We start from the raw sequence: 23,839 nt of genomic DNA, 5'->3' as shown, positions 1-23,839 counted from the left end.
ATTTTAAAATCGGGAGGGTGCTTTTTAAGGAAGGAAAAAGCGATGACCGCACGAGTTGTCCACTGTTGGTTGGTGACCGCTATCGGCGTGCTCTTCGTTCTGGGTTGTTCACGAGGGCCGAGCCGTCCCAAAACGTATCCCGTCACCGGCACCGTGACGATGAACGGGCAACCGGTGGAGGGGGCCACTGTAGTATTTGTGCCAAAATCTGCTGCAGCCGGGCCGGCGGGCTCTGCGGGCGGCACGCAGGCGCAAGGTCCCCAGGTGGCCACCGGTGAAACCGATGCCCAGGGCCGTTATCAACTGGGCACCTTCGCCAAGGGAGATGGAGCGATTCCCGGGGAATATCTGGTGAAAGTCTTTAAGTACCCCAAAGCTGCCACACCTGCGGGGACGGGGGGCGGCGAGGAGGAATACCGACCACCAGAGGAGAACGCGCCCCCGCCGCCAGCTCCCAAAAATCTGCTTCCGGAAAAATATGCCAACGAGAACACTTCTGGATTGAGCTTCACCGTGGAGCCCAAATCCAACACTTTTGACATTCAGTTGACGCCCTGAGGCAGTCGTGGCGCGAACCGACTGGGCTCCTCTGTTAAGCGACAGCAGCCACCCTTTGTTCACTTATCCACGCTGAATCGGATGAGAAGCACGTCGTCTTCCTGGACGATGTAATCGCGATGTTCGTGTCGCACCAGGTTGTGGGCCTTGACTTCGCGTTCTGATCCCAACCGAATTAGATCCTGACAGGACATCACCTCGGCACGGATAAAGCCCCGGGCAAGGTCGGTGTGAATTGTCTCCGCCGCTTCCAGTGCGGTCCCTCCGCGACGCATCATCCACGCGCGGACTTCTTTCGGTCCCGCGGTCAGAAACACTTGCTGGCCTGCCACCTCCATCATCAATCGCAAGAGGGCTCCGCGGTCCGCGCCTCCCACATGGAGCTCGGCCTGAAATTCCGCCCGTTCCTCCGGCGACATCTTGGCCAGCTCCAGTTCCAGCGCCAAAGGGGCTGCAAAGACCGGAATCTCTGCCGGCAGCATCTTTCGATAGCGCTCAAAATCCTGTTCATCGTCGGCCGTGTTGATCACCGCCATCTGAGGCTTTTCACACAAAAGGCGGAACGACCGGGTGTGCTTGAGCTGTTCGGGGGTCATCTCCGATTCCTTAAGCGGATTCCCGGCTTCCAGCCGCTCCTTGACTAACTCAAGCACTCGCAGCTCTTCCTCAAGCTGTTCGCGTTCCGGTTTGGGATGGGGTTTTTTGAGGGAGGCTTCCACCCGTTCGATGCGGCCAGTCACGATTTCCAGGTCCGCCAGAATGAGATCCTCTTGAAATGATTGAAATTCAGCGGCGGGATCATATCCACTGAACGCCGGGACCACAATCACCAGACAGCCCACATCGCGTAGGACCGCGAGCTTCGCGGCGTTCCCCTGATGAGAGCGGTTGAGTCCGGGGGTGTCGATGATTTCCAGGGCGGCCGGTGTCACCTTTTTCGCGTTGTAAATCCGCTGGAGTTCCTCCAGTCGGGGATCGGGAATGGTGGCCATGGCCGACTGCCCAGTGTGAGCCAGTGCAGGATCGGGCGGCACACCGGTGAGCCATTCAAAAAGCGTGCTTTTGCCACATCCCTGATAGCCGACCAAGCCGATCTTCATTGGCGTCTGTTCCCGTGAAAAATTACAGGGGGAGGATCACAGGGCAGCGGCCGCCCATCCGACGACACCGAAACTGCAAAGAACCGGTGGGACCCGGAAAGCGGGCGATTGTCGCTCAGCCAACTTCGAACTGAGCTATTTCCCCATTATTGCCCAGGAACCGATTCCCGTGACAGAGGCGGGGATGATGAGTCGTGCGACTGGGGTTTCGGAGATGGGGTGGAGAAGCGCGGTGGCTGACCGGGTGGTCCGAATCCAGGACCAGGAGGTCCGAAGACTGGCGTTTCCTTTTCGGGCTCCGGTCGGGCGTCTGCGCCTGGTAAGGGCTTGCGATCGCCACCCCGACCCCGGAAATGCCACCCCATGCCCACTCCCGGGTATCGCCAGCGGAGATAGCGGCGGGTGAGTTCCCGCTGCATCTCTTCAGGTGGGAGAGCCAGCAATTCGGCACGTTCCTCCTGAGAAAGCTGTTCCTCCACAAAGCGGCTCAGTTCCTGTTCGCTCACCGGGCGCCGCATATCCGCCCAAACCCGCGGCATCACGTATCGGAAAAACACCGAGCCACGAATCCATTGGGACACACGCTTGAGCTGCTCCTCCCGCGGCAACGCCTCCAACCGAGACCGTGTGAGAGGTGAAAACTTGGTGAGCAATTCGTCCAGTTCCTGGGGGGTGATCATCGAGCTCTGATCAGGATGATCGAGCTGCCACTGCAACCAGGTAATCGCGAGGAGCTCTTTTTTCTGCTGTGGGTCGCGCAGCTGATTGAGCTTGCTCACCAGGTTCTGTCGTTCCTGCGGGCTGAGCCTTTCCAGCAACTCCTCACCCCGTTTGGATGCCGTCTCTTCAACAAACCGAACAAGCACAAAGACGTCTTCCGGTGCCGGTCGGTCTTCCGGCCGTGAGGTCATCGACGCCTCCAGGAGCTGCCGAATTCGCTCGGGGGGGAAGTTGAACAGCGTACGGTTGATCGCGGCCGTCACCATTTCACTGCGGGTGCGCCTAATCCACGCGATCCGCTCGTCAGGCCGGAGAGCTTCCATTTCTCCGCGCTGCACCGGTGTGAGGAGTTTGAACCACTGGTAGTACCGCACAAGAACAGTGGCCAGCTCCGCTGCGTCCGGCGCTGCTATTAGCTCCTCATGCAACTGCATCATGCGTTTCTGCTCGGTGGCCGGGAGCTGCTTAAATCGCTCCACTTTCTGCTGGAGTTCGTACTTTTCCGCATCCGTCATGGCCTCGATTTGGTGTCGGGCCTCGGTGGGATCGGAGATCATCACGAGCCGCGGCATCCCCGCGGAGGAAGTACTGTCCGCCGCGGCCTTTGGGAATCCGTCTTTAGACTCTGTCACATCTCGAGCAGACTTCGAAGAGTTCGCCTCGTCAGTTGGAACGTTCCCTCCTGGTTTCCCAGGGGCCGTCGCTGAGGCCAAATCCTCGACGGCTGGATTCACCGAGCCGGGACCAGTCGAAGTCACAGTCCGTGCCGAGTAGGGAGCATTTGAAGCTGTACCGTCCCCTTTCGGGGGCACATTGCCAGTCACCGTGTCTGAATCGCGGCGCTCCATCGTGGTCGGCGGCTGATTGGCGGACAATCCGACAGGCTGTTCGGGTCCGGCGGGAGGCAGTTCTTCGTCCTCCACAAACAGGCCGTTTTCCTTAAGCATTTGCAGGAATCTCACGCTTTCCACATGCCGATAAAGATCCTGGTTCTGGATGACGGCATAATGCTCGAGGAGCCACTGGTTGGGATTTGTCCAAAGAGAAAAGGCGATCGCATATCCCACCAGCAAGCAGACAATCGTTCCCAATACCCCGACCGCCGCAAACAGTGCGAAGGATTTGCGCCGCGACTCCGTCTTTTCCTGGATCTCGGAAACCGCGGAGCGGGCCACCATTTCGATGGTCGTGCGGGTGAAGTCTTCGTCAACGGTGGGCCGTTCCAGGACGTTCAGCCAGTCCCACGTCTCGGCCAGTCGCTGCAATTCGCTGCGGACCTCAGGGTCTTCGTTGATCAGTCGTTCGATGCGAGCCGCCTCCTCGGCGGAAAGTTCGCCGTCCAGATACGCGACGAGATCTTCGCGTAACGCATCCAGCCGCACCGCGGCATCAGAGGGATCTGGCGACGAGCGCGTCATGGGATCTCTACTTCTATCTCATTCAAACCGTCCACACGAATCTAGCAGCGTTTCTATATTTTCTGGGCTCGACCGTTCGGAGAAAAACCTTTGCTGACAACCTTTTTCATCGATCGTTGCTCTTCGGAGGAGATTTCTCCTCCCCCGGCACTTCTACCTGTTCTCCCGATTGGGATACCTCAGCAGGCGGGGTGCCCGCCAAAGCCGGCATCTGACCGCTCTGGAGATACGGCTCCAGGATTTCGCGAAGTTTCGCTCTCGCCCTCGATAGCAGCGACTTGACCGCTTTGGGCGACAACTTCATGGCCGCCGCGATATCCGCGTAACTCATCCCCTCGAACTTGCAGAGCAGGACCGCCATGCGTTGCCGCTCGTTGAGGGACTCCATGGCCACACGAACCACCTCCCGCATCTCCAGTTTATCCAGTCGTCTCGCGGGAATCTGACCGCTGGGCACCTGGATGGCATCGTCGAGGGCTTCAAAATGCTGGGAGTCCCCGGGCCGAAACGGCACAGTTTGTTCTCGTCGCCGAGCCCGGCTCCGCAGGGCGTTCATGGCCACGTTATTGACGATCCGAAATAACCAGGTGGCGAACTTCGCGTTGGGTTCATACGTGTGCCTTGCCCGATAGACCCGAAGAAACACCTCCTGGGCCAGGTCCTCGGCCTGATCCCGGTTGCCCACCAGATGCTCCAGCACCGCGATGATGCGAGACTGATAGCGCAGCACCAGCTCTTCGAACGCGCTGGCACTTCCGTCGCGAACCTCGAGCATCAAACGCACGTCGGGGTCGCAGAGGGCTGTCTGTTGGGCAGTGGAGTCCTTTTCAGCCAAGGATCATCCTCGTGGAATCCCACCTGGGTTGATGCCGCGTGTATGATTATGTTGCCGCATCCATCAGTTCTACACAGCTCACTCTTAATGATGGCATCAACCGCGGCCAGATTCCACAACCCCGGCCGGCGACAATCGGTCACATTTGGATGAATCGCACCTCTCGCAGCTTGTACACCGGTCTGGGCATAGGCCGCAAATCTGGCGACGCTGTATGCTTTCCATCCAGCTAGCCCCGCGAGGCTAAGCGTATTGGCTCGACGTTTGTTATCTCGTCTCACAATATTCAACGCTCGAAGCGGCAGGAGGTTCTGGCAGGATAATCCCTCTCTCAGGGGAGACACCGCCGACCGCGAAACAGGTGAGCTTGGAACCCCTCCTAACAGTTGCATTTCCCGCACAATCGGAACAAAGTGAGGAAAAGGAGGACATTCCAGCAAACACAAGGGTGGTGTGATACCGCTCAGTGCCCGCAGCTCCCGCAACTGTGTATGACAGACTTGGTAGCTGGGCAGGCTGCCCCGCAGCGGTCATCGCCGTCCGGGCAGGCCAATGGGGTACCTTCGGCAGCCAGAGGTGCCCCCGGTAATCGGGATCCATGAACTCCGCGCGTTCCCATACCTCATTCTGGTGCGAAGGCGAGCTCCGGCTGGTGGCCGAGGGCTACGGCCAGACCCGCACCGTCGTGGTTCGCCAGCCGTTCGCTCGCTTGGGCACCCTCCAGGGATGTGAGCTTTCCCTCGGCGGCCCTGGAATGCCGAAACGCCTCCTCTATTTCCACGTCACGAAGGACGGTGTTTTCGCCGTGCCGCTTGTACCTCGCGATCGCTTCGCGCCGCTGCCCTTTGGGTGGTTTCCCCTGTCGGGACGTTTTGTCGTGGGGCCCTATCGCGTCTCATGGGAGTGGTTGGGCCAATCGGCGAATCAGCGACCACCATCGTCGCATGACTTTCACCCTGATCTCACCGCCAAAGGCACTGCCGCCCTCGAGCGGGTTGTGAATATCCTCGTGGATGATCGACCCTATGGGCAGTTGCGGCTCACCCGCGCTTTGACGCTCGTCGGCCGACGGCCGCCCTGTCATGTGGTTTTCACATCCCGCACCGTCTCGAGCTGCCATTGCGTGATCATTTGCGAGCACGAAGAGGTTTGGGTGGTCGATCTGTGCAGCGGGAACGCGTGCATTCTTGACAGGCGCGCGATCGATGTGGCTCGCTGGTCCCCCGGAAGCACGCTCACTTTGGGCCGAGTGTCCCTGGTCCTGAAGGAATCGCCAGAGAAACCTCACGGGCACATGGTGGACGGGCAGCAACAAGTAGAATCGGACTCTGGGCAAAAGACCCCTGTTGCGATTCCCCACAAAATCACCACAATGAGGGAGTTTGCAGCGGATGAATCGGTGCCGGTCGCGGAACCCGATACACCGCCGCCGGAGACGGAAGGTGGTGGGCAGCTTAAATGTGAATCCCTGCAAGACGGGCCAAGACCGCGCAAAGATACGGACGTTTGGCAGCAGACCGCTGTGTGGGAAGTGGTCGCGGCAGGGCCAGCCGCCGGCCATGACGGAGCATGTACGGAAATTCTCATCGAGGAAACCATGCAGGGAGATCGCAGTTCAACCTGGGCCAAGGATCTGGTCCTCTCGCTTCTCGCGTCAGGCAATCTCGAAGGCATTCGTCCCGGGGAGACCGATCGCCCGTCCCCTTCTTGCGGTTCAGCCGGGCCTCTCCTCAGTGCGCCTCCGGAATGGACGTCGGGGGCAGATCATTTGTCCGCGCCGGATCCCAATACTCTGCCTGAACCCTGGAATTCAAAAATCCAGGAACTCGCTTATAAGGAGGCGCTCCTCCAAGAATGGGCCCGCTCTCTCGACGAAATGTCCGAAAGCCTGCTGCGACTCCAGGAAGAGCTGGTTGCAGAGGAGGACCGTTTCGCTCAGGAAAAAGAAGATGTCCAGCAGGCGCAATCGCAACTTGCCCGAGCGTGGCAAGAATACGAGATCGCTGCGGCACGGCTTCGCGAGTGGGAGTCGTCACTGGTCCATCGAGAGAAACAGCTCGATCAGGAGAATGAGAACCTCGCTGACAAACAACAGCAGCTCCTCCAGCAGGAAAATGCGCTCGCCGAGGAACGTCAAAACCTGGCCAACCTCCGCGAAAAACACCGGGCCCTCCTCCAGCAGCTTGAGCATCGCCAGTCGATCCTTGACGAACGGGAGAGAGTCATCGACCAGCAACTGGCACTTCTGGCTGAGGAAGAACGCCGACTTCAAGAGGCGCGTGTCGAACTGGAAGCGAATCGTGCCAAGCTTGAAGCAGCCCACCAGGAATATCAACAGTTGAGCAGCGCCCTGCAGGACCGTGAGACACGCCTGGTAAAGCAGGAAAAGTTGCTCGCCCAGCGCCTGGCCGAATTGGATGCCCTGCAGGAGCGTCTCGTCACATGGGAGTTGCAGCTCCGTGAGCAGGAAGCCCGGTTGACCGCACGAGGGCAGGAACTGCTTCTCCGCGAACAGGAGCTTATCACTCTTGCGCCCCAAACAGAGCCTGCGAAGGTCACCGAGGAAGCACCGCCACCCTCCCCTGTCGCTAAATTCCCTCAGGTCAGACCGTCTGGAGATGCACCGACGGGGGCCTCCGCGGAAAGCGCAACCCCGGTCACCGGCTACCGTCCCTGGCGGGTGGTGAATCTCCCGTTGCGGCGTCGCTGGAAAGTGCTGCCCTGGGAGGTCTTAACCGGGGCAGCGGCAGCCCTCATTGTGATGGCAGCGGTTGGCTGGTTCTACCCCCGAACATACAGTACGCTCCACCGCTTGTCGCTTTTCGACAAGCCCGCCCTTCTCTCAGTTCGAGACGGCCAATTACCCGGTGAATTCCCGCCCGAGGTGATTCACAATCGCGCTCCTCTGTGGCCGGATAGCCCGGCCATTGTGGAAAAACTTCGTCACGACGCCATACTGGCAAGCTGCCCTCTGGTCCAACAGAAAGGAATCGACTGGGTGTTCGAGACCGTGAAAATCGGCCGCACAGAGGGTTTACCTTACGTCACTTGGCAGTTGATCGGTCCGGACGCTCGGTCCGCAAAGATCATTCTCGAGCGGTGGCAGAAAGTCTATTTTGACGAATTGTGTTCGGTGGGCAAAAGCCTTGTCGCACGATGCCGTTCCATGACCGAGCAGGAATTGAATCAACTCAGCGCGCGACAGAAAAACCTGCAGCAGCGCTTGGAGACCATCAGCCGGCAATTTGGAGCCGCCGATGTCCGCACGTTGGAAAAGAGATCCCGGGAACTGCTCCAGTCGGCAAGTCTCGCCGAGCAGGAATGGGCGCAACTTGCCGCTGAGATTGAGGCTCATCAGAAAAAACTCCGCGAGGCTCAGTCCATCCTCAATAACCCGGTGATTGCGATCTCGGAGGAAGAACTGAGCACAGCCGTTGCCAAACGCTTGGCTGAACGCCCGGACTCGGCGTCCGGTGTCGAACCTGCTGCGATCCCGAAGGCGAATGGCCCGTCTTCCGAAAACACGCCATCACCCCCAACCGCGTCGTCAACGCCCCCTTCCGATTCGGCAGCGACGAGCGGGAACACGGCGGAGTTAGGACAGAGTAAGCTCGAAGTGATCAAGTCGATCGTTCGACAGGAGCTGGCTGCCGTCAAAAAACAGGAGGCCTTCGTCCTTGTGGAAAGTCTCGCTGGCGAACTCCGTCGATTACAGGAGCGACGGGATGAGCTTCACCAGCAAAGCATGGACCAGCGCAAGCAGGCGAGCGATCTAAGCCAGGCCGCTGCGGAGGTCCAGTCCATCCACGAAGAGTTAGACAGCGTCACGCAGGCCATCGCCAAATGGGAGACGGCATCCCGAGCAGCAAACAAGCTGCTGGCCGAAGTCAGCTCGCCGCCAGAGCTGGAAACGCTCCAGGCAGCCGTCCGCGTGCATGTGCCCATCCTGATGGCCCTGGTCGCGGCAAGTGCCGCTTTTTTGCCTTTCGCCGTCTGGAGAATCCTGCGCCTCAGACTGGCCCGACAAGAGCTTGCGATTCCGTGGGTGAGTGATGACAATACTATGGGCAACGGGCTTACCGGGAACTCACCATCCCCTGCCGCAGACCGTTTACCGACCTGAAGCCAGTCCTTGGAACAAAGATGTGCGAGTCCGCCTGCCATTGTTACATTGGCCCATCGTTTGCCGATCAACTTTGAATTCCCAGTTCACCGGGAGGTCTGTGATGCTAAACCACAAACTGAGCCGCCGCCAAGTGTTGGGAGGATTGTGCTCCAGTCTCGCGTTGCCGACGCTCGTCAAGGCCTCAGCGCTGGGCCTTTCCGGCCTGAGCCCGGCCAGTGAACGGATCACCCTCGGGCTCATCGGTTGCGGAGGTCATGGGGTCGGATGGAATCTTGCCCAGGTCTTTCGGCACAAAGACGCCCAGGTCATCGCGGTGTGCGACGTAGATCAGCGGCATCTTGCCGCAGGAAAAGAACGCGTGGACAGGTTCTACGGCGAGCTTCTGGGTACAGAGTACAAAGAATGCGCCGCCTACGGGGATTTTCGAGATCTGATCAATCGGCGGGATATCGTGGCGATCATGAACTGCACGCCCGATCACTGGCACGTGCTTCCCGCCATGATGGCCTCGATGGCGGGAAAGGATGTCCTGTGCGAAAAGCCGCTCACGCTGTTCGTGGAAGAAGGACAGGTCCTCTGCCGGACGGTCGCCGAGAACAAGACGGTTTTCCAGACAGCTTCCGAGAATCGCTCCATCGACGTCTATCTCCGCCTTGTCAGCTTGGTTCGCGCCGGAGTGATTGGGAAGCTCAAACATATCGAAGTCCGGCTGCCGATGGGCAACACGAACATGCGGGTGGTGGGCGAAGCGAAAGACACCTTCGGCAAAAATATCGTCGAAGAGCCGCCGCCTTATCTGAACTACGAGATGTGGCTCGGGCAGGCCCCGTGGATGCCCTACATCGCTGCCCGCGTCCACGGCAATTTTCGCTGGAATCTGGCCTTCTCCGGGGGTGTCCTGACCGACTGGGGTGCCCACATGATCGATCTTGCCCAGTGGGGCCATAACACAGAACACACAGGGCCTGTGGAAGTGGAAGGCCGTGGTGACTTCCCCCCACGGGATGCTGTGTACAATACGGCGCCCACCTTCGACCTCCATTACCGCTACGAAGATGGCGTAACGATGCGAGTGTCGGCAGGACCGGGCGACCTAGACCCTGCCAAAGCTGATCGCTCCACTCCCCTGGTAGGACGCACTTCTTCCCCCGGAATCCGCTTTGAAGGCACGGACGGTTGGATCGAATCGCACAACTGGCGTGGTGCGCTCCGCGCCAGCCGGCGGGAACTATTGGATGTGGAGGTTGATCCCAGGGCCCTGGGTCTTTATGTTCCCAGCGAAGTTGTGAAGCGCGAGGACGGTGGCAAAGGTGGCGAACATCGGAACTTTCTCGATTGCATCAAAAGCCGCCAGCCCTGTTATGCCCCGGCGGAAATCGGTCATCGGACCATCACCATCGCCCATATCGGGAATATCGCCATGATGCTGGGGCGAAAACTCCGCTGGAATCCCGCTGAGGAGCGCTTTGTGGATGATGACGAAGCCAACAGCATGCTTACCAGGAAACAGCGGGAACCCTGGACGATGAAGCACGTGGCCTCCTGGATCAAATGACTGGCAAGTTTTACCGATCCGGCAAGCGGGGTGCTTAGCGCGATCTTCCCGTGGTCCCATTCTTGTTCTGGGATAAACACCCAGTCAGACGGGTGTGTTCGTCACCCCCACCTGTCAATGCCAAATAAGCCACTTGTTTCTACAGGGACGACAAGCGTGCTGAGCTAGTCTCTTGCGAAGATCTGCTCGTCAGATTCACTTCTTCCTGACGGCGAAAGGACTCACCGTGACCAAAGCCTCTCTTGCCGGGCCAAAATTGCCCTGGACAGGCCGCCGCACTTGCCGGTAAATTTCCATGCCAGTTTTTGCCGGCAATTTTCTCGCACGTGCGAAATTCAAGGAGGACTTTCGCGATGTTGCGTGCCGTACGGCTTTTCGTCATTGTGTGGTGCGTGGCCCTCTTCGGTCGGGCCCACTGTTTTGCCGCGGACGAGCCGACTCCCACACCGGCCGTCCCCGCGCCGGCTGTCGTTTCTAAAACTCCCACGCCTGCCGTCGCACAGCCGTCATCCAGTGGCACAACCGGCTCCACTCCCTCGGAAAAAGTAGCCAACGGGGACAGCATCGGCCAAGCGCAAAGTGCCGAGAGCAGTCCCCAGCGAATTCAGCTCGATTTGGGAACCGAGAACACTCCTCAAAATTCCTCGGCCACTGAACCCGAGTTGCGAGTCCGCACTGGACCCAGCGCGGCCGACCGTGCTCCGACCGGCGTCCCTGGCGGGGACTCTTCAGCCGAGGGAGAGCCTCGCGCGCAGCTTGACCCCCGGACGAGCCAGGTGGAAATCGCTCCCGAACCAGCAGCCTTCAACGGGGTGACGCCCGGCCAAACCACAACGGCGGAATTGTTGAAGCAGTGGGGCCAACCGACCGACGTGAAGCAGTCCCCTCAGGAAGCCTGGTATCTATTCCAGATGCCACCTTTTCAGCGGGTCGAGGTGCTTGTCCGGGATGATAAGGTGCGGTCAATCGTCGTGCGATTGGAGAAAAGTTATCCCGCCAATCTCGTGGCCCAGCATCTGGAACTGGCGGCCATCCGCCCGGTGTACATTTCTAACCCGCAGGGCGAAATTCTCGGGCAAACTTTCCCGGAGCGGGGTGTCATCTTCGCCTTTGCCCCAGCGGACCAGCCCGGCAAAGCCTCCAATATGGTCACGGACATCATCCTGGAAGAACTCAACGCCGACGCGTTCATTCTGCGTGCCGAGACTTTCTGGGAAAGCGAACCGGAGCTCGCCCTCCGCGATGTCTCCCAAGCTCTGAAACTCGATCCGCGGGCCGATCGAGCATGGTGGCTGCAGGCCCGCACCCAACGTCTGATGGGCCGCTCGGCTGAGGCCCTCCAAAGCATTCAGCGAGCTGTCCAACTTCAGCCCCAGGAAGTGCAGTACCGATTAGATCTGGCACAGATACTGATCGAGAATCGCCAGACAGCGGCAGCCATTCCGCAGCTAGAACAGGTCATCGCGGTGGCCGACCAGCGACCACATGTTAAAGCGCGGGCGCTCTGTCTGCTCGGCGATGTCTATCATGCGGCAGACCCTCCGGACTTTAAAAAGGCCCTCGACAATCACTACGAGGCCATCAAGGTGGCCCAGGCTCTCCGCACCGATCCTTATCCCGCCTACCGCGTGGCAGCCAAGGAAGTCCTGGTAGACGCCCATCTCGGCGCCGCTCGGGACATTGCCTGGGGGGTCTGGGAGCAGAAAGAAGCCGTGGTGGGGCGGTGGTTGCAGCGGGCCGAAGAGCTGGCCGAGGACTTGGTCCAGAACGAGCGGCAATCTCCCCGCGCCCTATTCAAAGTGGCGGCCACGGCACTGGCTGTCAGTGTGGCCCTCCCCACGGCCGTGGATCCCCAATCCTGGCTGGGGAAACTCGATCAGGCGTATCAGCTTCTTGTGCAAGACGTCAGCCCCACACGCAAGGCTCAATTTCAATGGGAATATGGAGCTGCGCTCTACGACGTCGTCCAGCATTATCAGGCGCGGGAGAAGCATGATCTGGCTTTGCAATACGGCCAACAGGCGATCCAAGCCCTGGAGGCTGGTTTGGCCGGCCATACTCCCAGCGCCATGGACCACTACCTGATGGGGCGCCTCTACTTCCGAATGGGTGCCATTTTCGCCATCCAACAGAAGAAACACGCGGAAGCCACCCCTTACTATGACAAAGCCCTGGAGCACCTGGAAGCCGCCGCCGGGCAGCTTGATGAGGCCACCACCGGCCGGCTGGGCGAAACCTACGTCAGCATGGGGGTCTCCTACTGGGAAACCGGTCAGAAGGACAGAGCAGTTCAACTCACCGAAAAAGGCGTTCAATTAATGGAGAAAGCGGTGGGCGCGCGACGCCTTCCCGAGTCGGCACTCACTGTGCCACACTCCAATCTCAAGACCATGCGAGAAGCGCTCTCCAGAACCGCTCGCGCGGAGAATGCCTCCTCTGGAACGCCGCGGTAAAGCGAGAACCACCTGGGTACGAGATCCCCTCCCCGCATAAGTGTTGATCTGTAAAAAGGTTTCGGCAGAGACTGCCAGATTGGCAGCTAGTTCGCTCTCATTCAGCGCTCTTTCCTGGCTCCTCCTTGGGAAAGGCACACAGGAAGCGTGAACGCATCGCAAGTCGTTTTCTGAATTTGACTTGTGAATCGCATTTTCTGCCCTAAGAGGCGCCGCGATTGGGCGATTGGCACGGTGTTTGCGTAAATACACAGAGCGGAGGAGAGAAAGATTTCCTCCCACGCGGCTGGGCGACCTCGGCCCGGGATGCCACCGGCTGGGTCGAGGTGACAGTGGCTCGGTGGCGAGTCCTGAGTGGGAAGAGGAGGTGTGGCGATGACCCGGACGCTGGTACCCTGGACTGCGAGCCCGACTCGGCTGTTTGAAGCGCTCCGTCGTGAAATGAACGAATTGATGGATCAATTCTTCGGAAGCGAAAACGGGAGCGATTTGGGCCTCTGGTTCGCTCCGCGGGTCAACGTGGCGGAGACCGACACCGCCTTCGAAGTCTCGGTCGATCTGCCCGGCATGAAGCCTGAGGACTTCTCCGTCGAGCTCAAGGAAGGGCATCTCTGGATCACGGGCGAACGGCGGCAGGAAACCGAGGAGAAAGGCAAGACCTATCACCGTGTGGAACGGCAATATGGGCGGTTCCAACGGGTGATTCCGCTGCCGGCGGCCGTGAATCCGGACAAGATCGAGGCTGAATACAAGGACGGTGTCCTCCGGATCACGCTGCCCAAGGACGAATCCGCCCAACCGAAACGGATCCCGGTCAAGACCTGATCCGCTTCGGTGGTTCCACGGATGGACCAGCTAGCGCGTAGAAGTCACCCCCTGAAATAGGCCCCTGTGGGGTGGGCCAGGTCCAGGGTTGTGTGAGGGGCCGACACTCTGCGACCTGGGTTGATGCACCTGGGCCTTTCCGGAGATGACTCCCGTCTCTTCGGCAAGGTTCTTCGGAGCATCAACAACGCCCGCCTCACTTTTTTATTTTTTCACAACACGCGCGTTCTGGACGTCCGCTGGCACCTTATTTTTCGGCCTTTGTCTTTGACCGGCGGGCAGGGTAAAATTGCCAGTCACCGAACCATTGGGGCAATAGCAGCCTCTTTGGAAGAGGTGTTCTTGCGCGACGACCGTCGCCAGAAGAGAAGGTCTTCCCCCAACGGGGTTCATTCTGAGTAGGTTCGCGAACTTCTTGCAGTCGAGAACTTCCACGCGCCAGCAATAATCCATTTTCCCTTCATCCTCTATGCTTACCACCCTTCGTGCCCAGTTTTCACCTCACTCCCCTCGAACGTGTCCATCCAGCGAAAAAGGGCTACGCGATCGGCCTCGCCAGTTGCCCGTCGCTCTGCACGAAGGCCGCGTGTACGATTTCACCTTCTGGCTGGCCTATCTCTCCAACGCGCTTGTTTCGGCGGCCAACACGCTCCTCTGCCGCTATGCCGATTTCGTGAATTTTCTCGGCGGAACAGAATACCATCTCGGCTGGATTGTGGGCATCGGGATGGTGGGAAGTCTGCTCGGACGATTCGCCCTCGGCGACAGCATCGACCGCTTTGGCGCGCGACGGTTATGGCTGATCACCATCCTCGGAACTACCGCCTCCTGCCTGCTCCATCTCGTCATCTTCGATTATCGCAGCCCGCTCATTTATTTCGCCCGGATTCTGTACATCCTCATGCTGGCGGGCGTGTTCAGTGCGTCGATGACGCTCATCACCGGTCGGGTTACCAAGGAACGCCTGGCGGAAGTTATTGGGATCTTCGGTTCAGCTGGCTTTGCTGGCGTAGTTTTGGGGGCGCCCCTGGCCGATGTGTTGTTTCCGCATGGGATTTCCGACCGATGGTCGGCCGACCGCCTCTTCCTGGTGGCGGCCGCACTGTGCCTGCTCAGCTACCCGTTGGCATGCTTGGTGCCCGAGCGAAACCCAAACCATCGCATGCAGCGTCGCCAGACCAGGTCACGGATCGATCTCCGCGGGCAGTCTCGACAACGAAAACGGCCCTCCACCTTCGGCATTCTCTGCCATTACTGGCCGGGGTCGGTGGTGGCTGCCGGAATTGTGGCGGGTGCCGCCCTTTTTATTCCACCTACCTTTCTTCCCCGGTTCGTGGCCGAGATGGGCGTGCACGACGTCAGCGGCTTTTTTGTGCTCTATGCCGTCACAGCCATCGCGGTGCGGTCTGTTATTCTGCGTCCCCTGCAGCGCTGGGGGCTGGAACGTGTCATCGCCGCGGGATTGGTGATTCTCGCGATCAGCCAGCTTCTTTTCCTGATTGTCCGTCGACCATGGCAGCTCGTGATCCCCGGTCTGGTCTTCGGTTTGGGACATGCTCTCCTTTTTCCGGCCATCGTTGGTTTGGGCAGCGCTGCCTATCCCAAACGCCACCGAGGATTGGCGACCACATTGATGATGGCCACCTTCGACGCCGGGCTTTTTGTGGGTGGGCCCATCGCAGGAGCGGTTTTGAGATTCGCTGGTGATTTCGGCTTACCACGATACTCTGCCATGTTTGTGGCGGTCTGTGTTAGCGTCCTCGTTTTTGACGCAGTTTTTGTCTGGCTTCAGCGTGCCAAAGTTTTCCGGAAGCACCCAACGTCAGATTCTCATTGCGCGCAGGAAACGCTGACGAAAATCGCAGAAATCAGCGGAGTGTCCCCGGCGGTATCGGCCTGCGCTCCCGGCAGTCAGGGATCACACACAGCCGGCGTTCTCTCGGCGGGATCGGATCATACCCCTGCTCTCACTCCGGAAGTGCTTTCAGGGGCTGCCGAGTCCCCAACCCCTGCCGCTGTTTCCGGGATCAATCCAGATGAGGCGACCGCCACCATCGGACATCGTCCCAGTTGACCGGGTCCGCTCATCATTCAGATAGCGCTGGGTCCCTTCATTTTTTCCTTGCTTCGTCGCTGACATCTTTTCCCAGGTGGCGGTCGGGCCGTCAAATGGGTCGTGCTCGACCACACGATTCCTGTTTCCGCGAAATGCTCTCGGCACCGACACGCCATTCATCCCGCGCCATTCATCCTTTGCGCCATGCCTGGTCAAATGCCGCGAGTTTCTCCTCTTTGGTGCATTCGCCGACATGACCCACGCTCACACGGCGCCGTACCGGTGGCCGTTTTGGGAAATGCCAGGGCTGCGTCTGGAAATGGAACGTGTGGGTGACATGAAGACATCATCCCGAGCGAACGATGGCGTCGGTACCCGAGGATGGGCTCGGTGCTCAAAACCTGGTCGTGGCAAATGCTTTGGTTCCGATTACAATGATTCACGCCGAACTTCCCCACGGAAACACCGGGTTCGGCTCACCGCGTGTCCGCGTCATCATTTGCAATCAAGGAGCTCTCGCATGTCTTCGCCAAGACTTTCCCGACGCAGGTTTCTTCATTGCACGGGGGCTGCACTTGTCGGTGGAACTCTCTGCCAGACCAAGGCCATCCCCTCGCTCTTCCAGCCGGAATCCAGCGTTCCGCAGACGTCCGGGACGAAACATCCCGTCCGCCTGGGCGGACCAATTTTTGGAGGCTCGTCCGACCCTGAAGAGCTTGCGCGGCAGCATCGCGCCGAAGGTTATCGGGCGGCCTATTGCCCCGGCGTCAAGGTGGATGACCGCGAACGGCTGCGCGCCATCCGCGACGCATTTGCCAAAAATGACGTGGTCATTGCGGAAGTCGGCGTGTGGTGCAACCTTCTGGATGTCCGGCCGGACGTAAAAGCCCAGAACCTCCAGCGGGTGATCGACGGCCTGGCCATCGCTGAAGAAGTGAATGCCCGCTGCTGCGTCAACATCGCCGGTTCCTTCAATCCCGAGGTGTGGTACGGGCCTCATCCCAAGAACCTCTCACAAGAATTCTTTGATGCCGTCGTCGAGAATGCGCGGAAAATCATCGACGCCGTAAAGCCCAAACGGGCCAAGTTCTGTTACGAAATGATGGGCTGGGCCCTCCCCGACAGCCCAGACTCCTATCTCCGCATGATCAAAGCCGTTGATCGAGACGCGTTTGGTGTGCACCTCGATCCTTGCAATCTCATCAATTGTCCAGAACGCTTCTACAACAACACCGCCCTGCTCAACGAGTGCTTTGACAAACTCGGCCCCTGGATCGCCAGTTGCCACGCCAAAGACCTCAAATGGGAAGTCGAGATGAACATCCACTTTGTGGAAGTACCCTTAGGCCAAGGGGCGCTCGATTATCGGACGTACCTTACCCGACTCGCCACACTGCCGGGTGACGTGCCCCTGATGATGGAGCACATGCGAAGCGCCGAGGAGTACCGCAACTCCCAAAAATACCTGCGGGAGGTTGCCCAACAAGTCGGGATCTCGTTCGAATGACTGGTGTTCCCCGGGGAGCGGCACAGGAAGCATTTCCATCAGGCTATTTTGATCTGCCCACCAATGGATCGGCGTCTGTGTGTCTCGCTGGCCGGCCATCGTTCTTCGAGGGCCAACGAGGGTGAATTCGATGTGTCGGCGACCCCCGCGAAATGCCGTCCTTGACGGCGTTTTGCCAAGGTGATTTACTAATGTTTTCCGACCCATTGAATCCCTGCGTCAGTGCGGGTCAAGCTGGTCTGTAAATCCGTGCCTAAGAAGCCGAATTCGGAACTGCGGGGAACTTCGGCCAGCGTCCCGCGAGCGAATAGAATCTTTAACGGAAGATCCCAGTCCCGCGCACACTGTTTGTCGCGAGTTCAGGAGCGAATTCTTGCCATGAACGCAGTTGGAACTCCTCCCAACATCAAGCAGCGTCAGCTTTTGCGAATCGCCCAGGTGAAGGAGAAACTGGCAGAAAAATACGCGCGACTGGCCAAGACCGTCAGCAGCAAGGTCAGACGGCGAATCTACCTCAATCGGGTGAAGAAGTACACCCTCCAGGCCAAGAATGCGCGAATTCTGGCTGGTCAGTGACGATTTGGTATCTTTTACCAGGTTGATTCGCTCTCGTAGCTTTGCCTTCGTCCCCCTCGCGGGGACCACACAGGACCACTACAATATCAAGTGTCAGGAGCGTGACAAATCTGGCCTCATGTGGTCCATGCGATTCTCCTTTTGGAGGGCCCCGCGGTTGTGCCTTCGCTGGAATTGCAGTTTAACCTGCCCGGCGTAACCTACCTGGACGGTGAGGGCGGTACCCCGCCGCCGGATTACCCAGGGCAGTTTTTCGTCGCGCAGGAAAACTGGCTTGCAGTGGCTGCCGTGGAGCGGTTCCTGGAACCGGATCCGCCAGGGACGCTCGCGCTGTTTGGTCCGCCAGGCACCGGAAAAACGCACCTCCTGGACATCCTCGAACGGGAATTTCAAAGGCGAAATCCTGAAGCCGTTACTCTGCGCCAAAATGCGGCGGAATTCGGACAGGCCGTCGCTGAGGCCTTGGCAAATCGGCGCCACCGCGCATTCCGAAAAACGTGGCAGGCGGCGAGCCTTGTGATCCTGGACGACCTCCAGTTTCTTGTGGAATATCCCGCCGGACAGGAGGAATGCGTTGTCATGCTCCAGGCGGCGGAGCGCGGCTCACCGCGCGTTGCTGTAGCCAGCCGAGTCCGCCCATGGCACATCACCGACCTCGACGATCGAGTCGGGGAAATCCTGGTGGGCGGTCTGACGGCCCCGCTTGCCCTGCCGGGTGTATCCGTGCGAAAAGCCCTCTTCCAAGGTGCGTTCCGGCGGCACGGGTTTCTCCTCACCGATGCCGCGGCTGACCTGCTGGCGCGGGAATTACCCCTTTCTCCGCGGCAGATCCTGGGTTTTGCGCAGGAAGCCGCCCACAACCTCGGCGAACGCCATGTCGACTACGCCCTCGCCCAGTCGCTAGTGCGAACGCACAATAAGCGAGCACTCGTGAGCATGGAGCAAATCGCCCGGGCCACCGCCCGGTACTTTCACATCCCTTTAAAACGACTGCGCGGCCCAGGCCGGGAACGTGAAGAAGTGCTTGCCCGGGATATCGCCATGTACCTGAGCCAGAAACTGGCCAAGCGAACCCTTAAGGAAATAGGTCGTTATTTTGGGGGTCGCGATCACACCACCGTGGGGCATGGGTGTCGCAAGGTCGAGGAATTGGCCACCACAGATATGGCAGTCCGCGAAGCCCTGCTGGTTATAGAGGAACTGTTGGGTGTCACATGACGGGCCGCTTCCGCTTGGTCTCATCTCAGCCCCTACTATCAAACCAGACCTGTTCGCCCAATGTCAGCCAGCACCCCGTGGACCAAAGGAATTGACATAACACCGGTTCCGCGGCCTCCTCGATCCACAAACGTGACGCGGGACTAACACCTCCCCAACGCAAATCAAACACCTTTTCCCCAACACAACACCTATCACAACTTGTTGGCTGGGCGCATCTTGTGACCCTAATAACTCCGTACTGACAGCCTGGAGTACCGACATCTATAATAAGAGCGTGTTAGTCATCAAGAATCACCTAGTCACGCGTCGATTGTTTAGCGGCCACCCCCATCCCGCCGCACCTGTCCACAGCTTTCTCATATCTTATCTGCTTTATCGACACGTTGGCATGCGAAGACTGAGAAAAATAATCCAAATGGGTAACGAGCTTAAATTGACGTGATGGAACTGCAACACGCGGGTAACTCCATCACCCTTCGCAGTCTCCAAAAATCGCTGGCTGCGGCCGGGCGGTCGGAACGGGCAACGGAATACTCCCAGAACGCCCCAGATTATGGGATAATGAGAGGATTGGAACTTGATCTTCGCCGAGGAGGAACCGGGCGGCACTGGTTGCAAACGGCGTCCGGGGCGTGGGTTCTCTGCCGTGTCGGCGAGATCCGTTACTTCCTGTTGCATCGTGGGTTGGTCGCGGCGAGGCTGTTCAGGGAATTCACAATGAAGGTGGTCGCTCAGCGAGAAAGTTTGGCGGAAATGGTGCAGTTGGCCCAGGCCGTTTGCCCGGGCCGATCGGCCAGACCAATTCTGGAGAACCTGCTTCTCGAATGTCGGGATGGGGGTGGGACCCTCATGGCCACCGATCTCGAGGTCGGGTTGCGCCTTCATGTGCCCGAGCTGGAAGTGGAAGTGCCTGGCACTACGCTTCTTCCGGCCCGTACCATGCTCGCTCTGTTGCGAGAGCTCAACGATGAAGAGATTCGGCTGGAGAGCCAGGGGGATCGGCTCCTCGTGCTCGGTGAAAAAAGTGAATTTCAATTTCCCACGCCGGACGCGATGGAGTTTCCTGAAGTTCCGGGCTATCAGGCGGAGGCTTATCACGCGTTCGCGGCGCGGAACCTTTCGGAAATGCTTCGCCGCACGGAATATGCCGTGGAAACCGAGGGCACCCGATTTAATCTGGGAGGGGTTTATCTGGAGCTGGGCGACGAGAAGGTGACGGCCGTTGGTACGGACGGGCGGCGACTCGCCTGCCAGGAAGGTCAGGCACGGCGAGTGGGCGGTCATCGCCCCAGCGAAGACGTGATCATCCCGCGGCGGGTGGTGGAAATCATCCAGCGAATCCTTTCCCGCGAGTCCGACGATCAGGAAGTGAAGCTGGCGGTGGCGGAGGGGAAGATCTTCGTGGTGACGTCTTCGGCCGTTGTTTCCGGTCGGCTCGTGGACGCGCGGTTTCCTAGGTGGCGCGAAGTCTTCCCCAAGGCCCCTGAAAAAGTCCGCGTGGATCTGCCGGTCAGAGAGTTTGGCTCGGCGACCCGCCAGGCATCCATTGTGGTGGATGATAAGAATCCCGGGATCGTGTACACGTTTTCATCGGGAAAGTTGGTTCTTTCGGGGCGTGGTGCTTCCCATGGCGAATCCCGTGTGGAACTTCCCATTGGTTACGATGGTGAGGAGGCCATGGTCCGCCTGAACCAGCGGTTCATCCTGGACTTCCTGAAAGTTCTCGGGGATGAGGGAACATTCACACTGAAGATCTGGTCCGAGGAGAGTCCCGTGCTTGCTGAGACCTCCGACGGCTACGCCTACCTGATGATGCCGCTCGTGCTCGGCAGCAACTGAGTGGGCCTCGAACAGGGAGGGTCCGGAGAGTGGCGCGAAAACGAAGGCAACGCTCAACTCGGTCGCAGGAGCCGCGGCATATTTCCGAGGTGGTGGCGGAGATTCTCGCACGATCTGGGGTTGGGGAGACGCAGTCGGCCCGCGAGCTCCAGGCCGCCTGGCAGGAAACTGTGGGGCCGCCACTTGACGAGTTGAGTCGCGTGGTCAGGCTGTCGCGAGGGAAGCTGGAAGTCGTGGTAAGCCATTCGGCGGCTGTCCAGGAATTGACCTTCCGCAAGCATGAGATCCTCCGCCGCCTGCAACAGCGGTGGCCGCAGAAGGCTATCCGCGACATCCGCTTTCGGGTCGGACCGGTCGAATGAGCATAATCAAGTCCTCACGGAAGTCTGGAGCGACAACGAAAAACGGAGTGTTTCGTCGAGAAGGTAACCAAACTTGGCTATGAACGAAGAAAATCTCAATAACCAGTCTTCATCTCAGCCAGCAGCTCTGCCTATACCAGAAGATGCCACGGTCCCCAGCGCCAGCACCCAGGAAGAAGAGACCAATCTCCGCGCTCTTCAGGGGCAGCAGGAATACACGGCCGACAAGCTCGAACACCTGAGCGACCAGGAGCACGTCCGCAAGCGGCCCAGTATGTACATCGGAGACACCGGCACACGAGGGCTGCACCACCTGGTGTTCGAGGTCGTGGACAACTCCATCGACGAGGCGATGGCGGGCTACGCCACCCAGATCTGGGTAACGATCAACGGCGATGGCTCCGTGACCGTCGAGGATAACGGCCGCGGTATCCCTGTGGAGGTCCACCCCGTCGTTGGGGTCTCCACCCTGGAAGGCGTCATGACGCTGCTCAAATTCGGTGGAAAGTTCAGCAAAGGGGCGTACTACACGTCGGGTGGCCTCCATGGTGTGGGAGTCACGGTCGTCAATTTCCTTTCGGAGTGGTGCGTGGTCGAAGTGTACCGGGGCGGTGCGGTGTATCGCCAGGAATATGAGCGAGGAAAACCAACAGGTCCGGTGCGACGCATCGGCACGACCCACCGCACAGGGACGAAGACAACCTTCAAGCCCGACCCACTGATCTTTCCCAATACCGAATTCAACTACAACATCATTTACCGTCGCCTTCAGGAGCTGGCATTCCTGAACAAAGGCGTCAAAATCCATTTCAAGGATCTGAGGACCAATGAAGGGGAGACCTTCTGCTATCAGCGGGGCATTGTGGAATTTGTGGAGTATCTCAATCGTGCCAGCGAGCCGATTCATCCCGAGGTCATCTACATGTCCACGGAGGTGGAAGGCGTCACCATCGAGCTGGCCATGCAGTATTCTTCCGAGTACACGGAGAACTTCCACTCCTACGTGAACAATATCTGCACCACTGAGGGCGGGACGCACGTCTCCGGTTTTCGTACGGCCCTCACCAGAACTTTCAATCAGTACGGGCGTCAGGAGGGACTTTTCAAGGACCTGATTCCCACGGGCGATGACTTCCGCGAGGGTCTGACGGGCGTTCTGGCGGTGCGCGTGCCGCATCCGCAGTTTGAAGGGCAGACCAAGACCAAGCTGGGCAACAGCGAGGTGGAGGGTATTGTCAGTTCTGCGGTGGGAGACTTTTTATCCCGGTATCTGGAGGAAAATCCCAAGACTGCCCGGGCAATCATTCAGAAAGCGCTGCTCGCGGCGGAAGCCCGAGAAAGTGCCCGCAAGGCCCGGCAGTTGGTCCGCGAGCGCAAGGGCGCCCTCAGTGGTGCGGGGCTTCCCGGCAAGCTGCGTGATTGTACCAGCCGCGAAGTGGATAAGTGCGAGCTCTACCTGGTGGAGGGCGATTCCGCCGGTGGCAGTGCGGAGGGTGGAAGAATCCGCGAATTTCAGGCCATTCTCCCGCTTCGCGGAAAGATTATCAATGCCTACAAGGCCCGCGAAGACAAGGTACTCGCCAACGAAGAAATTCGCAGCATCATCTCGGCCATTGGCGTGGGCGTGGGGGACGAAATCGATCTCTCCAAGCGGCGCTACGGCAAGATCATCATCATGACCGACGCCGACGTCGACGGTTCCCACATCCGCACGTTGCTCCTGACGTTCTTTTACCGGCAGATGTACGACCTCATCAAAGCGGGGATGGTGTATATCGCCCAGCCGCCGCTGTATCGCGTGCGCCGCAAAAAGGAGGTCTATTACGTCCAGACCGAAGAAGAAATGAAGAATCAGCTTCTGGAAGCTGGGCTGGCGGATGCGGTCTTCGAGCCGGGCGACGGCCGGACCATCGCCGGCGAGGAACTCCAGCGTCTGTGCCGCACGCTAGCAGCGATCGAAGCGGCAGTCATCGCCTTGGAACGCCGTGGGATCAGTCTCCGCGAGCATGCCGCCCGGCGGGATCCGGCCACCGGACGTCTGCCCGTCTACCATGTGTTTCTCGATCAAAATGAATACTGGTTCACGACGCGCCAGGAACTGGACGAGTTTTTGGAAAAAGAGGAGGCCGAGACCGGGGAAACGCTCGTCGTGGAGGGTGACCACAACGGCGAGGCTGAGGATCAGGAAGCATCCGAAGAACAACCGACGTCCCAACCCCAGCGGCGGCTCCATATCATCGAGCTGCACGAAGTGCGAACTATCAATGCCCATTTGCAAACCCTGCGCGAGATGGGGTTCGAGATCGATGCGCTCTTCCCCGTTGAAAGAACAGGGGAGGAGAAACCGCGGTATGTTCTGCGGCGGGGTGAGTCGGTGCAGGGTCTGGAGGATCTTCGCGGGCTGCTGACAGCACTCCGCTCCGCTGGGGAACGGGGCCTCCAGATCACCCGCTTTAAAGGTCTCGGGGAGATGAATGCCGAAGAGCTGCGGGAGACGACGCTCGATCCCGCCCACCGCACGCTCATCCAGGTAACAATGGACGATGCGGGAGCCGCCGACGAAATGTTTCGCGTCCTTATGGGCGAGAAGGTCCTGCCGCGGCGGGAATTCATCGAAAAGCACGCTTTGGAGGTGCAGCATCTCGATGTGTAAGGCCCCTGCCGGGCCTTTCTGGAGTGGTCCACGAT

Annotated in this window: 15 protein-coding genes; 12 read left to right on the top strand and 3 right to left on the bottom strand. The window is 59.2% G+C overall.

From position 1 onward, the window contains the following. Positions 1-558 (top strand): hypothetical protein (locus ABJK56_RS08890; RefSeq protein ID WP_347244312.1); only part of this gene is annotated, 558 nt, incomplete at its 5' end. A gap of 59 nt (positions 559-617) precedes the next feature. On the opposite strand, the gene ABJK56_RS08885 is transcribed toward ABJK56_RS08890, so the two are convergent. From ABJK56_RS08885 to ABJK56_RS08875, 3 genes are all read right to left on the bottom strand, one after another. Beyond that, positions 618-1,658, bottom strand: a complete 1,041-nt coding sequence (locus ABJK56_RS08885; protein WP_347244311.1) for a DUF933 domain-containing protein — start codon at positions 1,656-1,658, stop codon at positions 618-620. Positions 1,659-1,804: 146 nt separating this feature from the next. Continuing rightward, positions 1,805-3,796 carry a hypothetical protein gene (locus ABJK56_RS08880; RefSeq protein ID WP_347244310.1) on the bottom strand — a complete coding sequence of 664 codons (1,992 nt, stop codon included), beginning with the start codon at positions 3,794-3,796 and terminating at the stop codon, positions 1,805-1,807. A gap of 106 nt (positions 3,797-3,902) precedes the next feature. Beyond that, positions 3,903-4,631 (bottom strand): sigma-70 family RNA polymerase sigma factor, encoded by a 729-nt coding sequence (locus tag ABJK56_RS08875; protein WP_347244309.1) that lies wholly within the window; start codon positions 4,629-4,631, stop codon positions 3,903-3,905. Between the two features lie 598 nt (positions 4,632-5,229). Here ABJK56_RS08875 and ABJK56_RS08870 point away from each other — a divergent pair. From ABJK56_RS08870 to ABJK56_RS08820, 11 genes are all read left to right on the top strand, one after another. Further along, a complete protein-coding gene (locus ABJK56_RS08870; RefSeq protein WP_347244308.1) occupies positions 5,230-8,754 on the top strand; it encodes an FHA domain-containing protein in 3,525 nt (1,174 codons plus the stop codon). Between the two features lie 103 nt (positions 8,755-8,857). After that, positions 8,858-10,312, top strand: a complete 1,455-nt coding sequence (locus ABJK56_RS08865) for a Gfo/Idh/MocA family oxidoreductase (protein ID WP_347244307.1) — start codon at positions 8,858-8,860, stop codon at positions 10,310-10,312. Positions 10,313-10,665: 353 nt separating this feature from the next. Beyond that, complete coding sequence (locus tag ABJK56_RS08860; RefSeq protein ID WP_347244306.1) at positions 10,666-12,765, top strand: tetratricopeptide repeat protein; 2,100 nt, start codon at positions 10,666-10,668, stop codon at positions 12,763-12,765. A 375-nt stretch (positions 12,766-13,140) separates the two neighbouring features. Continuing rightward, positions 13,141-13,590 carry an Hsp20/alpha crystallin family protein gene (locus tag ABJK56_RS08855; protein WP_347244305.1) on the top strand — a complete coding sequence of 150 codons (450 nt, stop codon included), beginning with the start codon at positions 13,141-13,143 and terminating at the stop codon, positions 13,588-13,590. Positions 13,591-14,176: 586 nt separating this feature from the next. Next, positions 14,177-15,664, top strand: a complete 1,488-nt coding sequence (locus ABJK56_RS08850; RefSeq protein WP_347244304.1) for an MFS transporter — start codon at positions 14,177-14,179, stop codon at positions 15,662-15,664. Positions 15,665-16,166: 502 nt separating this feature from the next. Next, entirely contained in the window at positions 16,167-17,153 is a 987-nt protein-coding gene (locus tag ABJK56_RS08845) for a TIM barrel protein (protein WP_347244303.1), read from the top strand. A gap of 378 nt (positions 17,154-17,531) precedes the next feature. Next, positions 17,532-17,729 (top strand): hypothetical protein, encoded by a 198-nt coding sequence (locus ABJK56_RS08840; RefSeq protein WP_095416701.1) that lies wholly within the window; start codon positions 17,532-17,534, stop codon positions 17,727-17,729. 159 nt (positions 17,730-17,888) lie between these two features. Next, entirely contained in the window at positions 17,889-18,947 is a 1,059-nt protein-coding gene (locus ABJK56_RS08835) for a helix-turn-helix domain-containing protein (RefSeq protein WP_347244302.1), read from the top strand. A 444-nt stretch (positions 18,948-19,391) separates the two neighbouring features. Beyond that, on the top strand, positions 19,392-20,789 hold the full coding sequence (gene dnaN / locus ABJK56_RS08830) for a DNA polymerase III subunit beta (protein WP_347244313.1): 1,398 nt from the start codon (positions 19,392-19,394) through the stop codon (positions 20,787-20,789). 29 nt (positions 20,790-20,818) lie between these two features. Continuing rightward, positions 20,819-21,151, top strand: coding sequence for a DUF721 domain-containing protein (locus tag ABJK56_RS08825; RefSeq protein WP_347244301.1), 333 nt, complete (start codon positions 20,819-20,821; stop codon positions 21,149-21,151). 79 nt (positions 21,152-21,230) lie between these two features. Next, positions 21,231-23,804, top strand: coding sequence for a DNA gyrase subunit B (locus ABJK56_RS08820; protein WP_347244300.1), 2,574 nt, complete (start codon positions 21,231-21,233; stop codon positions 23,802-23,804). Positions 23,805-23,839: the final 35 nt, after the last annotated feature.

The organism is Thermogutta sp. (assembly GCF_039793925.1).
Classification (GTDB): domain Bacteria; phylum Planctomycetota; class Planctomycetia; order Pirellulales; family Thermoguttaceae; genus Thermogutta.
Note: the sequence above shows the minus strand (reverse complement) of the source record. Positions and strands in the feature narration are given on the sequence as shown.